Annotated in this window: 11 protein-coding genes; 10 read left to right on the forward strand and 1 reads right to left on the reverse strand. The window is 70.5% G+C overall.

The features are described 5' to 3' along the window. Nucleotides 1–27 precede the first annotated feature (27 nt). From BO226_RS09360 to BO226_RS09375, 4 genes are all read left to right on the forward strand, one after another. Nucleotides 28–438, forward strand: a complete 411-nt coding sequence (locus BO226_RS09360; RefSeq protein ID WP_006552762.1) for a BlaI/MecI/CopY family transcriptional regulator — start codon at nucleotides 28–30, stop codon at nucleotides 436–438. A gap of 13 nt (nucleotides 439–451) precedes the next feature. Further along, nucleotides 452–1,402 (forward strand): M56 family metallopeptidase, encoded by a 951-nt coding sequence (locus BO226_RS09365; protein WP_006552761.1) that lies wholly within the window; start codon nucleotides 452–454, stop codon nucleotides 1,400–1,402. Nucleotides 1,403–1,473: 71 nt separating this feature from the next. Next, a complete protein-coding gene (gndA, locus tag BO226_RS09370) occupies nucleotides 1,474–2,925 on the forward strand; it encodes an NADP-dependent phosphogluconate dehydrogenase (protein ID WP_006552760.1) in 1,452 nt (483 codons plus the stop codon). Nucleotides 2,926–2,929: 4 nt separating this feature from the next. Further along, nucleotides 2,930–3,829, forward strand: a complete 900-nt coding sequence (locus BO226_RS09375; protein WP_024101095.1) for a DMT family transporter — start codon at nucleotides 2,930–2,932, stop codon at nucleotides 3,827–3,829. Here the strand turns inward: BO226_RS09375 and BO226_RS09380 are convergent. Next, nucleotides 3,783–4,424 (reverse strand): class I SAM-dependent methyltransferase, encoded by a 642-nt coding sequence (locus tag BO226_RS09380; protein WP_071935082.1) that lies wholly within the window; start codon nucleotides 4,422–4,424, stop codon nucleotides 3,783–3,785. The genes BO226_RS09375 and BO226_RS09380 overlap by 47 nt on opposite strands. A 304-nt stretch (nucleotides 4,425–4,728) precedes the next feature. Here BO226_RS09380 and BO226_RS09385 point away from each other — a divergent pair, with 304 nt between their 5' ends. From BO226_RS09385 to BO226_RS09410, 6 genes are all read left to right on the forward strand, one after another. Beyond that, complete coding sequence (locus tag BO226_RS09385) at nucleotides 4,729–6,132, forward strand: hemolysin family protein (RefSeq protein ID WP_019289600.1); 1,404 nt, start codon at nucleotides 4,729–4,731, stop codon at nucleotides 6,130–6,132. Then, nucleotides 6,129–7,247: a hemolysin family protein gene (locus BO226_RS09390; protein WP_006552756.1), complete on the forward strand. Its 1,119-nt coding sequence runs from the start codon at nucleotides 6,129–6,131 to the stop codon at nucleotides 7,245–7,247. Before BO226_RS09385 ends, BO226_RS09390 begins: the two co-directional genes overlap by 4 nt. Beyond that, nucleotides 7,244–8,182 (forward strand): 3-methyladenine DNA glycosylase, encoded by a 939-nt coding sequence (locus tag BO226_RS09395; protein ID WP_071935083.1) that lies wholly within the window; start codon nucleotides 7,244–7,246, stop codon nucleotides 8,180–8,182. Before BO226_RS09390 ends, BO226_RS09395 begins: the two co-directional genes overlap by 4 nt. A gap of 66 nt (nucleotides 8,183–8,248) precedes the next feature. Continuing rightward, entirely contained in the window at nucleotides 8,249–10,432 is a 2,184-nt protein-coding gene (locus BO226_RS09400; RefSeq protein WP_064852428.1) for a malate synthase G, read from the forward strand. A gap of 142 nt (nucleotides 10,433–10,574) precedes the next feature. Further along, nucleotides 10,575–12,308, forward strand: coding sequence for a substrate-binding domain-containing protein (locus tag BO226_RS09405; RefSeq protein ID WP_198040626.1), 1,734 nt, complete (start codon nucleotides 10,575–10,577; stop codon nucleotides 12,306–12,308). 1 nt (nucleotide 12,309) lies between these two features. After that, nucleotides 12,310–13,467, forward strand: a complete 1,158-nt coding sequence (locus tag BO226_RS09410) for a metallophosphoesterase (RefSeq protein ID WP_024101098.1) — start codon at nucleotides 12,310–12,312, stop codon at nucleotides 13,465–13,467. Nucleotides 13,468–13,567: the final 100 nt, after the last annotated feature.

The raw sequence follows: 13,567 nt of genomic DNA on the forward strand, positions 1-13,567 counted from the left end.
CGTCGGAGAAATCCGTAGAATCGACCCATGGCAGCACTCGGCGAACTCGAACGCGCAGTGATGGACCACCTGTGGTCCACCCCCGAACCACAGACCGTCCGGCAGGTCCACGAAGCCCTCTCGGCTCGACGCAACCTCGCGTACACCACCGTCATGACGGTCCTGCAGCGCCTCGCCAAGAAGAACCTCGTCATCCAGCAACGCGACGACCGCGCCCACCGCTACCTGCCGGTGCACGGCCGCGACGAACTCGTCGCCAGCCTCATGGTCGACGCCCTCGACCAAGCCGACGAGACCGCCGGCCGCGCCGCCGCCCTCGTCCACTTCGTCGGCCGCGTCGGCGCCGACGAAGCCGCCGCCCTGCGCGCGGCGCTGGCGAAACTCGAAGCGCAACACGGCGACGACAGCACCGGCCACGACACCGAGCGGGCCGGCTGACACACTCGATGTCATGAACGCGACCACGGCGCTGTTCTTCGGAACCACAGCGCTTCTCCTCGCCGGTCCGGTGCCGGGGCTGCTCGCCCGCGCCACCTGGCCGCACCGCAACCCCCGGGCCGCCCTCGTGCTGTGGCAGTCCGTGGCCCTGGCGGCGGTGCTCTCCGCGTTCTCCTGCGGCCTGGCCATCGCCGCCCGCCTCCTCGCACCCGGCGCCGACGGCCGACCCACCACCGGGCCCCTCGAAGAGATCGACGCCCTCGGTCTGCCCCTGTGGCTGACCTACGTCATCGTCTTCGCCCTGACCGTGTTCATCGGTGCCCGCCTGACCTTCTCCATGCTGCGCGTCGCGGTACGCACCCGCCGCCGCCGCTCCCGCCACCGCATGCTCGTCGACCTGCTCGACCGCCGCGAGAGCGGCGCCGCCGTCCGCCACCACCCGCACGTGCGGATCCTCGACACCGCCGACCCCATCGCCTACTGCCTGCCCGGGCTGCGGCACCGGGTGGTGCTCAGCGAAGGCACCCTCGACAACCTCGGCGACGACGAACTACGCGCGATCCTGCGCCACGAACACTCCCACCTGCGCGCCCGCCACGACCTCATCCTCGAGGCGTTCACCGCCGTCTACGAAGCGTTCCCCCGCGTCGTGCGCTCCGGCTCGGCGCTCGGCTCGGTCAAACTGCTCGTCGAGCTGCTCGCCGACGACTCCGCCGTCCGCAAGACCGGCCCCGCACCGCTGGCCCGCGCCCTCGTCGCCTGCGCCGGCGCCCACACCCCCACCGGCGCCCTCGCCGTCGGCGGACCGAGCACCGTGCTGCGCGTGCAGCGCCTCACCGGACCGGGGCCCAACCTCGGCATTTCCGCCGCCGCCTACACCGCCGCCGCCGCCATCCTCGTCGTACCCACCATCGCCGTGGCGGTGCCCTGGCTCACCGAACTGTCCCTGCTGCTCGGCCTCTGAGCCGCGACACGCCGCACCGTTCGGCCCGCCCCGATTTCGATCGGCCCCCGTTTCGGGGGAAGCTGTAGACCATGACCGTCGAACGCACCGAAACACCGCAAGCCCAGATCGGCGTGACCGGACTGGCCGTGATGGGCTCGAACATCGCCCGCAACTTCGCCCGCCACGGCTACACCGTCGCCCTCCACAACCGCAGCATCGCCAAGACCGACGCGCTGCTCGCCGAGCACGGCAGCGACGGCACCTTCGTCCGCACCGAAACCATCGACGAATTCGTCGCCGCCCTCGAAAAGCCGCGCCGCGTCCTGATCATGGTCAAGGCAGGCGACGCCACCGACGCGGTCATCAACGAGCTCGCCGACGCGATGGAACCCGGCGACATCATCATCGACGGCGGCAACGCCCTCTACACCGACACCATCCGCCGCGAAGCCGCCCTGCGCGCCCGCGGCCTGCACTTCGTCGGCGCCGGCATCTCCGGCGGCGAGGAAGGCGCCCTCAACGGCCCGTCCATCATGCCCGGCGGCCCCGCCGAATCGTACGAGGCGCTCGGCCCGCTGCTCGAAACCATCGCGGCCCAGGTCGACGGCACCCCCTGCTGCACCCACATCGGCCCCGACGGCGCCGGCCACTTCGTGAAGATGGTGCACAACGGCATCGAATACGCCGACATGCAGCTCATCGGCGAGGCCTACCACCTGCTGCGCGACGCCCTCGGCTACGACGCCGGGCAGATCGCCGACGTCTTCGCCGACTGGAACACCGGCACCCTCGAGTCCTACCTCATCGAGATCACCGCCGAGGTGCTGCGCCAGACCGACGCCGCCACCGGCAAACCCCTCGTCGACGTCATCGTCGACGCCGCCGAACAGAAGGGCACCGGCCGCTGGACCGTCAAGGCCGCCCTCGACCTCGGCGTCCCCGTCACCGGCATCGCCGAAGCCGTCTTCGCCCGCGCCCTGTCCGGCTCCCGCGACCAGCGCGCCGCCGCCCGCGGCCTTGCCGCCGGCAACCTCGGCGCCGCCCCCACCGACGCCGCGCAGTTCACCGAGGACATCCGCGCCGCCCTGTACGCGTCGAAGATCGTCGCCTACGCGCAGGGCTTCGACCAGATCGCCGCCGGCAGCGCCGAATACGGCTGGAACGTCGACCGCGCCGCGCTCGCAACGATCTGGCGCGGCGGCTGCATCATCCGCGCCCAGTTCCTCAACCGCATCAAAGAGGCCTACGACGCCGACCCGGCCCTGCCCAGCCTGATCCTCGCACCGTACTTCCGCGACGCCATCGAGATCGGCATCGACAGCTGGCGGCGCGTCGTGGTCACCGCCACCCAACTCGGCATCCCCGTCCCGGCCTTCGCGTCGTCGCTGTCCTACTACGACGGGCTGCGCGCCGACCGGCTGCCCGCCGCCCTCACCCAGGGCCAGCGCGACTTCTTCGGTGCCCACACCTACGAGCGCACCGACAAGCCCGGCAAGTTCCACACCCTGTGGAGCGGGGACCGCTCCGAAGTGCAGGCCTGACCCGATGACGGGCACGGCAGTCGCCGTCCTGTGCGCACTCGCCGCCGCCGCGCTCATCGCGGTCGGCAGTGTCGCGCAACAGACCTCGGCCGCTGCCGTGCCCGACACCGACTCCTTCGTCGGCTCGCTGCTGCGCAGCCCCCGCTGGTGGGCGGGCATCCTCGGCGACGGCGGCAGCTACGTACTGCAGGTCATCGCGCTCGTCTTCGGATCGGTGCTGCTCGTCCAGCCCCTGCTCGTCGCGTCACTGCTGTTCGCGTTGCCGCTCGCCGCCGCCACCACCGGCCGCCGCGTCACCCGCACCACCTGGCTACTCGCCGGCGCACTGTGCGCGGCGCTGGCGATCTTCCTGCTCGCCGGCAACCCCAGCGAAGGCACCGGAGATGCCGCCGCCGCCCGCTGGGCGCTGCCGCTCGGAACGGTGCTCGCCGTCACCGCCGCCGCAGTCGTCGTCGCCCTGCTCTCCCCGCGACGGCGGGCACTGTCGTTCGGGATCGCCGCCGGCGTCCTCTACGGCGTGACCAGCGCGTTCACCAAACACGTCACCGACCTCGCCGAACACGGCATCCCGCAACTGCTCGGCTCGTGGCAGACCTGGACACTCGTCGCCGCCGGCGCCACCGCGATCTACCTGCAGCAACGCGCCTTCCAGGCCGGATCGCTCACCGCATCGCTGCCCGCCCTGACCGTCGGCGAACCGCTCGCCGCGATCGTGCTCGGCATGACCGTGCTCGGCGAACACCTGCGCACCGACGGCCCCGGACGGATCCTCGTCAGCGCCGCCGTCGTCGTGATGCTCGTGACCACCGTGGCGCTCTCCCGCGCCCAGGCCGCCGACACCCCCGCCGACGCCGCGGCTACGCCCGCCCCAGCACCGCCACCAGAAACTCCGCGTCATCGCTGAACGGCCGCAGATCCCAGGTCGACAACCGCACCTGCACCGCCAGACCCGCCTGCTGCGCATCGGCGAAGAACTCCTCGAACGGATACTCACGGCCCGCCCCGAAACCGATCACCCCCCGGCCCTGCGGCGCCAGATGCGCCGCGAAATTGCGCAGCACCGCCACCCGGGTCGACGGCGCCACGAAGGTCATCACATTCCCCGCGCACACGATCACATCGAAATCGGCGTCGACACCGCGGGCCGGCAGATCCAGCTCGGCCAGATCCCCCACCAGCCACCTCAGCCCCGGATGATCCTCCTCCGCCGCCGCGATCAGCACCGGATCGACATCCACCCCGACCACACTGTGCCCGGCCCGATGCAGATAACCGCCGAGCCGGCCCGGCCCGCACCCTGCGTCGAGAATCCGCGCCCCACGCGGCACCATCGCATCGATCAACCGGGCCTCCCCGACAGTGTCCTGCCCCCGGGCGACCATCGCACGGAACCGTTCGACGTACCACGACGAATGCGCCGGATTCTCCGCCACGATCTCCTCCCACCGGCTCGGCACCCGCTCGCCGCCACCGTGTTCCGGACCCTCGCCGCCGCTCATCCACGCTCCTTCGTTCCACCGGGACCCCTGCTCGATCCCCACCGTAGGCGCCACGCCGTCACCGGCACCGCAACACACGGCAACCACCCTCAGTAGAATCGGTACCCGTCGAAACCACTTCCGGCAAGCAGACACCGTCCGCGACCGGACCCGACGAGAGGACACCGGTGCCCGCGGCACCCACAGCCACCCCACCGCCCGACACCTCCTCCCCCTGCACGGAGTGCGACTCCGGGCCGGAAGGATCCTCTATCGGGCCGGGTCACCACCCCGGCCACCACCCCGCCCGGCAGGACCGCCCCTGATGTCCGTCCTGCTCGATATCGTCGCGCTCCTCGGCTTCGTGGCGCTCACCGCAGGCACCGCCCTGTTCGTCGCCGCCGAGTTCTCCCTGACCGCCCTCGAACGCAGCGCCGTCGACGCGCACGCCCACGACGGCGACCGGCGCGCCCGGCAGGTCCAGCACGCGCACCGCACCCTGTCGTTCCAGCTGTCCGGCGCCCAGCTCGGCATCACCATCACCACACTGATCACCGGCTATCTCGCCGAACCGATCCTCGCGCAGTTCTTCACCCCCCTGTTCGACGCGATCGGATTGAGCACCTCCGTCGCCTCGACCGCCTCGCTGGTCCTCGCGCTGCTCATCGCCACGTCCTTCTCCATGGTCTTCGGCGAACTGGTCCCCAAGAACATCGCCATCGCCCGGCCCATGGGCACCGCCCGCGCCACCGCCGGTCTCCAACTGGCGTTCTCCCTGCTGTTCCGCTGGGCGATCCTCGGACTCAACGGCGCCGCCAACCACATCGTGCGGCGCTTCGGCATCGAACCGGCCGAGGAACTGCGCTCGGCGCGTTCCCCGCAGGAGCTCGGTTCGCTGGTGCGCGCCTCGGCCCGCAGCGGCACCCTCGACGAGCACACCGCCCGCCTGGTCTACCGATCCCTGCAGTTCGGGGACCGCACCGCCGAGGACCTCATGACCCCACGCAGCACCGTCGAGAGCCTCGACCGCAACGCCACCGTCCTCGACCTCATCGAACTGTCCGCCCGCACCGGCTACTCCCGCTTCCCGATCGTCGACGGCGACCTCGACGCCCCGCTCGGCGTCGTGCATGTCAAGCACGCGTTCACCGTGCCCGGCCCGGCGCGCGGCACCACCGCCGTCGGCGCCCTCGCCCGCCTCGTGCCCACCGTGCCGACCAGCCTCGACGGCGACACCGTCATGGAACGGGTGCGCTCGGACGGCATGCAGGTCGCGCTCGTCGTCGACGAATACGGCGGCACCGCCGGACTGATCACCATGGAGGACCTCGTCGAGGAGATCGTCGGCGACGTCCGCGACGAACACGACGAGACCGAACTCGACGCCCACCGCGACGGGGAGGGCTGGTCGTGCACGGGTCTGCTGCGCACCGACGAGCTCGCCCAGCTCACCGGCTACCGCGCCCCCGACGGCGACTACGAGACCCTCGCCGGGCTGATCCTCACCGAACTCGGCCGCATCCCCGAGGTCGACGACGAGATCCAGCTGCCGCTGCGCCGCGGCGAACGCGACCTCACCTGGTACGCGCGCATCCTCGAGATGGACGGGCACCGCATCGACCGGGTGCTGCTCGTGCCCGGCGCCGCCCCCGACCCCGAGAACCCCGACGGCGACAACGGTGACAGGGACGACGCCCCGGCCGCCGACGAGGGGGGTGCGCAGCGATGAGCGACTGGTTCGGAATCGTCCTCGCCGTTCTGCTGCTCGCCGGCAACGCCTTCTTCGTCGGCGCCGAGTTCTCCCTCATCACCGTCCGCCGCGACCGGCTCGAGACGCTGCTCGCCCAGGGCAAGACCCGGGCCCGCACCGTCATCCACGCCGGCGAACACCTCTCGCTCATGCTCGCCGGCTCCCAGCTCGGCATCACGATCTGCTCGATCCTGCTCGGCCGCGTCGCCGAACCGGCCATCGCGCACCTGATCGAGGTGCCGCTGCATGCGGCCGGGGTGCCCGACGCGCTGCTGCACCCCATCGCGTTCACCATCGGGCTCACGATCGTGGTGGTGCTGCACATCCTGCTCGGCGAGATGGTGCCGAAGAACATCGCCATCGCCGGCCCGGAACGCGCCGCGATGCTGCTCGTGCCGATCCACCTGCTGTTCATGCGACCCGCCCGGCCGGTCATCGCCTTCTACAACCTGTGCGCCAACGCCACCCTCCGCGCGGCGCGCATCGACCCGAAGGACGAACTCGACACCTCCGTCTCCGCCGTGGAGCTCACGGAGATGATCGGCGAATCCCGCTCCGAGGGGCTGCTCGACGAGGAGGAACACAAGCGCCTCACCCGCGCCCTGGCCACCGGCAACCGCACCGTCGCCGACGTGATGATCCCGCTCGCTCGGGTACGCACCGTCCCGCACACCGGCGCGGGCCCGACCCTCGGCGACGTCGAGCACGCGGTCACCACCACCGGCTTCTCCCGATATCCCACCCGCCGTCCGGACGGCACGATCACCGGCTATGTGCACATCAAGGACGTGCTCGATCTGGTGCGGGAACAATCCACCGGTCCCGAGACCGTCATCCCCGCCGCGGTGATCCGGGAGCTGCCGACCATCGGGATCGGCGACGGTCTCGACGAGGCGCTCGCCGCGCTGCGCCGCAGCAACGCGCATCTGGCCGGGGTGACCGACACCACCGGAGCACTGCGGGGCATCGTCGCGCTCGAGGACCTCGTGGAAGAGTTCGTCGGAACGGTCCGCGACGCCACCCACCGGGTCGCGGATCCGCTGGGCAACCGCCCCCGCACCACCGCACCCCGATCGACCGAACGAGAACCATGACCCGCTCCCTGTCCGTGACCGACCGCCCGGCGATCCTCACCGAGAACGAGTGGACCGCGCGGCGCGACGCCCATCACGCCGCCGTGGACGAGCTGCTCGCCGGGCATCTCGAACGACGCGCCGCCGGCCGCACCCATCCCGTGCACGACTTCCTGTTCACCTACTACAGCCTGCGGCCGAGTCAGCTGCGGCGCTGGCATCCCGGCTACGGCACCGTGCTGCTCGGCGCGGCCGCGGTGCGCGGCTACCGCGACCATCCCGGCTACGAACGGGCCACCGTCGACGGGCAGCCGGGGGTGCGGGTGAGCCGGGAGGTGCTCGACCGACGCGCCGACACCGTCGGCTTCGTCGCGGGGCTGCTCACCGCGACCTCCTCCCGGCCGCCGCAGCTCGGCTGCTTCGGATTGCACGAATGGGCGATGGTGTACCGGGCGGGAGCCGACGGGGTGCGGCACTCGTCGGTGCCGTTGCGGCTCGGCCACACCGGAACCGACACAGTGGTGGAATCAATGCAGCTCCGATGTACCCATTACGATGCGTTCCGGTTCTTCACCCCCGACGCCGTCCCACGCAACGCCACCGAACTGACCCGCGACCAGCAGGTACGCACCGAGCAACCCGGCTGTCTGCACGCCGGCATGGATCTGTACAAGTGGGCGTACAAGCTGCTGCCCCTGACGGATTCGGAGCTGACGGTGCGGTGCCTGCGACACGCGTCCGCAGCCCGTGAATTGGACATGCGGGCGAGCCCGTATGATCTCGAGGACTACGGCTACTCGCCCATCAGGATCGAGACTGCCGCAGGACGCGCACAGTACGTCCGCGAGCAGTCGGCGCTCACCCGTCGCGCCGCAGCTCTGAGAGAAGAGCTGGTGAATCGATGTACCGTCCTGCAGACGCACAGAACCACTGCGTCCGTTACTACCGGCGGGTAACATAATCGACGATTCCGTGTGGCCGGGACGTTTCCGGCCGCACAGCAACCGGAAAGAGTGAGGGTGATGACAGAACGCGTGCAGGTCGGCGGACTCCAGATCGCGCAGGTTCTCTACGACTTCATCAACAACGAGGCCATCCCCGGCAGCGGGGTCGACGCGGACACCTTCTGGGCGGGTACCGACAAGATCGTCCACGACCTCGCCCCCAAGAACCGGGCACTGCTCGCCAAGCGTGACGACCTCCAGGCCAAGATCGACGGCTGGCACCGCGACCGCGCCGGACAGCCCCACGACCCCGTCGCCTACAAGGCCTTCCTCGAAGAGATCGGCTACCTCGTCCCCACCCCCGAACCGTTCACCATCGGCACCGAGAACGTCGACACCGAGATCGCCGAGACCGCCGGTCCGCAGCTCGTCGTGCCCGTCCTCAACGCCCGCTTCGCGCTCAACGCTTCCAACGCGCGGTGGGGATCGCTCTACGACGCGCTCTACGGCACCGACGTCATCCCCGAAGAGGGCGGCGCCGAGAAGGGCACCGGCTACAACAAGGTCCGCGGCGACAAGGTCATCGCCTGGGCCCGCGACTTCCTCGACAAGGCCGCACCCCTCGCGCAAGGCTCGCACGCCGACTCCACCGGCTACAGCATCGACGGCACCGAACTGAAAGTCACCCTCGAGGGCGGCACCGTCACCGGACTCGCCCAGCCCGACAAGCTCGTCGGCTACCTCGGCGACAAGGCCACCCCCTCCTCGGTGCTGCTGCGCAACCACGGTCTGCACATCGAGATCCAGATCGACCCCGAATCCCCCATCGGCAGCACCGACGCCGCCGGCGTCAAGGACGTCGTCCTCGAATCCGCCGTCACCACCATCATGGACTTCGAGGACTCCGTCGCCGCCGTCGACGCCGACGACAAGGTCGTCGGCTACCGCAACTGGCTCGGCCTCAACCGCGGCGACCTGTCCGAGTCCTTCGACAAGGGCGGCAAGACCCTCACCCGTAAGCTGAACCCGAACCGCGTCTACACCGCCCTCGACGGCAGCGACCTCGAACTGCACGGCCGCTCCCTGCTGTTCGTCCGCAACGTCGGGCACCTCATGACCAACCCCGCCATCCTCGACCGCGACGGCAACGAGGTCCCCGAAGGCATCCTCGACGCGCTCATCACCAGCCTGTGCGCCATCCACGGTCTGCACATCGACGAGGACCACGGCCCGCTCGCCAACAGCCGCACCGGCTCGATCTACATCGTCAAGCCCAAGCAGCACGGCCCCGAGGAATCCGCCTTCACCACCGAACTGTTCGGCCGCGTCGAAGAGGTCCTCTCCCTGCCCACCAACACCCTCAAGGTCGGCATCATGGACGAGGAGCGACGCACCACCGTCAACCTCGCCGCCTGCATCAAGGCCGCCTCCGACCGCGTGGTGTTCATCAACACCGGCTTCCTCGACCGCACCGGCGACGAGATCCACACCTCCATGGAGGCCGGACCCGTCGTCCGCAAGGCCGCCATGAAGCAGCAGCGCTGGATCGCCGCCTACGAGGACTGGAACGTCGACACCGGCCTCGCCTGCGGCCTGCAGGGCAAGGCCCAGATCGGCAAGGGCATGTGGGCCATGACCGACCTCATGCGCGACATGGTCGAGCAGAAGATCGGCCAGCCCAAGGCCGGCGCCAACACCGCCTGGGTGCCCTCACCCACCGGAGCCACCCTGCACGCCACCCACTACCACGAGGTCGACGTCTTCGCGGTCCAGAACGAGCTCCAGGGCAAGAGCCGCGCCACCGTGGACGACATCCTCACCATTCCCCTCGCCGAGAACTCCAACTGGTCCGCCGAGGAGAAGCGCGAAGAACTCGACAACAACTGCCAGTCCATCCTCGGCTACGTCGTGCGCTGGATCGACCAGGGCGTCGGCTGCTCCAAGGTCCCCGACATCCACGACGTCGCGCTCATGGAGGACCGCGCCACCCTGCGCATCTCCAGCCAGCTCCTCGCCAACTGGATCCGCCACGACGTCGTCACCGCCGACGACGTCGTCGCCTCCCTCGAGCGCATGGCCCCCGTCGTCGACCGGCAAAACGAAGGCGACCCCGGCTACCGGCCGCTCGCCCCGAACTTCGACGACAGCATCGCCTTCCAGGCCGCCAAGGAACTCATCCTCGAAGGCACCACGCAGCCCAGCGGCTACACCGAGCCGATCCTGCACCGTCGTCGCCGCGAGTACAAGGCCAAGTACGCCTGACCCGCACACCGACACCACAGGGCCCCGATCCACACGGATCGGGGCCCTGCCCGTCCCCGCACCGCGCGGCGGAGCCGGATCACATCCCGCCCCTCACTAGACTCGACCATCGGATCGACGAACGAAACGAGGCGGACACGACGTGAGCGGGCGACATCGCGGTAGCGGACGACGAGGAATCAGCACCAGCGTCATCGTGGTCACCCTAGGCGTAGTACTCTCCCTGCTCGCCGTCCTCGGCTGGTTCCGCCTCCGCGACAACATCGACAACCAGGCCACCGCCGCCGCCGAAACCTGCGTCGAAGGCGACACCGTCCTGCACATCGCCGCCGACCCTTTCATCGCCCCCGCCCTCACCGAACTCGCCGAACAATGGACCGACGGCGGCGTCCGCGTCATCCGCGACCACTGCGTCACCGCCGAGATCACCGCCGTCGACAGCCTCGCCGCCGCCGACATCCTCGGCACCGACGCCTGGGATCCGACGCTCGGCCCCGAACCCGCCCTGTGGGTACCCCTCGACACCCGTATGAGCGCCCGCGCCGCCGACGCCATCGACGGCACCCCCCGATCCCTCGCCACCTCCCCGGTCGTGCTCGCCGTCCCCACCGACCTCGGCCGCGCCCTCACCACCGCCACCGTCCGCTGGCAGGACCTGCCCCGACTCCAGAACGACCCCGCCGCCATGCGCGAGAGCGGACTCGACATCTGGGGCACCCTCGGCCTCGCCCTGCCCACCGGCACCGAGACCCACGCCACCACCCTCGCCCTCGAAGCCGTCACCGCCGCCACCACCGGCATCGGCGCCGGACCGGTCACCCTCGAACAGGTTGCCACCCCCGCCGCCATCACCGCCGTGAGCACCCTCGCCCTCGGCGCCGACACCCTCGGCGCGGTCGGTACCACCGCCGACACCCTCGCGGCGCTCGGCACCCACCCCGACACCGCGGCCCCGATCCACGCCGTGCCGGTCATCGAACAGCAACTGCACCGCGCCCTCACAGATGGACAGGTCCGCGGCCTCACCGGCCACCTGCCGATCGGCGTCGCGCCCGTCGTCGACTTCCCCACGGCCGTCGTCGACGCCCCCTGGGTCGACGAGACGCTCGCCCGCGCCGCCGCGGAGTTCACCGACTACGCGCGGCGCCCCGAGCAGGCCGGCATCCTCACCGCCCACGGTTTCCGCACCGCCGACGCCGTCCCCGAACCCGCCGGGGAACTTCCGCTGCCCCGCGTCGACACCGTCCTCGCCCCCGCCGACCCCACCGTCGACGACGTCCTCGTCGCACTGCGTCTCGCCCCGGTGTCCCCGCGCAAGGTCACGATGGTCGTCGACACCTCCACCTCCATGGGCACCCCCGCCGGCGACGGCACCCACCTCACCGCGACCGCAGGCGCCGTACGCGAGGCCATGCGTCGCGCGTCCATCAACTCGGTGATGGGCATGTACGTCTTCGCCGACACCCCCGAGGGACACCGCGTCGCCGTCATCCGCGACGGGCTCACCGCAGCCAAGCGCGCGGCGATGTCCTCGATCCTCGACGACATCGATCTCGTCGACCGCGAACCCGTCTACGCCACTCTCACCGCCGCCTACCGCGACGCCGTCGACAACTACGACCCGGGCCGACCGAACTCCGTACTCGTCGTCGTCGACAGCGACGACCCCGACGAAGCAGCCGCCCGCGACCTGCGCGCCGCGATCGATGAACTCTCGTCCCCCGACACCCCCGTGCGGATCGACGTCGTCGTCCTCGGCGACCGCGCCGACCCCGTCCTCGAGCAGGCCGCCGAAGCCACCGACGGCAGCCTCACCGTCGTCGACACCACCGACCCCGCCGATCTCACCGACCTCCTCCGAAAGCTGACGTCCTGACGTGCTCCGACTTCTCGTCGTGGGGGTCTTCCTTGCCCTCCTCACCTACCTGCTGCATCGACGACTCGTCCGGGCACCCGGCCTGCCGCGACCTGCCGCACTCGCCGCCGATCTCGTCCTCGTCGTCCTGTTCGTGCTCACGCTCGGCGCCTCCGGGGTGGGCACGGTGCTCGATCCTGCCTGGGCCCGCCCCATCGGGTTCCTCGGCTGGAGTTGGTTGGCGGTGGTGCTGTACCTGATGCTCGGGCTCCTGCTCATCGGAGTCGCGTTGTTCGTCGCCCGCCTCGCCCGACGCGGGCAACCCCGGCCGATCACCGAGGACGGCACCGTCGAGACCCCGCGACGGGGGCTGCGTATCGCGACCGCCGTGCTCGTCGTGGCCGCGGTCGCCGCCGTCGGATACGGCACGATCGAGGCCGACCGGCCGCAGATCGTCACTGTGCCCGTCGCCCTGCAGGACCTACCTGCCGGCTTCGACGGTGCCCGCATCGCGCTCGTCACCGACCTGCACGTCGGACCCTCCCGCGGAGCCGACTTCGTGCAAGGTGTCGTCGACCTCGTCGCCGAGGAGCAACCCGACCTGATCGTGCTCGGCGGCGACCTCGCCGACGGCACCGTCGAACTCGTCGGCTCCGATCTCGAACCGCTCCGGCAACTGCAGGCCCCGCTCGGGGTGTACGGCGTCAGCGGCAACCACGAGTACTACTCCGACGACGCCGAATCGTGGCTGAATCACTGGGAGACGCTCGGTGTACGCACCCTGCGGAACGACCATGTCGTCCTCGAGCGGGACGGCGACGTCGTCGCGCTCGCCGGCGTCCACGACTACACCGCCCCCGAACCGCACCACCCCGACATGCCCGCCGCCCTCGCCGGCATCGCGGACGGTACCCCGGTGATCCTCGCCGCCCACCAGCCGCGGCACGTCGACGAGGCACGCGAGCTCGGAGTCGACCTGCAACTGTCCGGGCACACCCACGGCGGACAGATGTGGCCGCTGCGGCCGTTCGTCTCCCTGGCCAACCCGACCGTCACCGGACTCGACCGCTTCGGCGACACGCAGATCTACACGTCCCAGGGCACCGGCGCGTGGGGACCGCCTGTGCGGGTCGGCACTCCACCGGAGATCTCCGTCCTCGAGCTGACCGCCGCGAACTGACGGCCTTGTCTTAGTGGCTCGGTGAGTTTAGTTGTAGGCGGGGGACAGTTCTGGATTTCTATGATTTCCGTATCGTTCGGAGTTATCCCATCGATGACGA

Source organism: Rhodococcus sp. 2G, assembly GCF_001886355.1.
In the GTDB taxonomy this organism is placed as follows: domain Bacteria; phylum Actinomycetota; class Actinomycetes; order Mycobacteriales; family Mycobacteriaceae; genus Rhodococcus; species Rhodococcus pyridinivorans.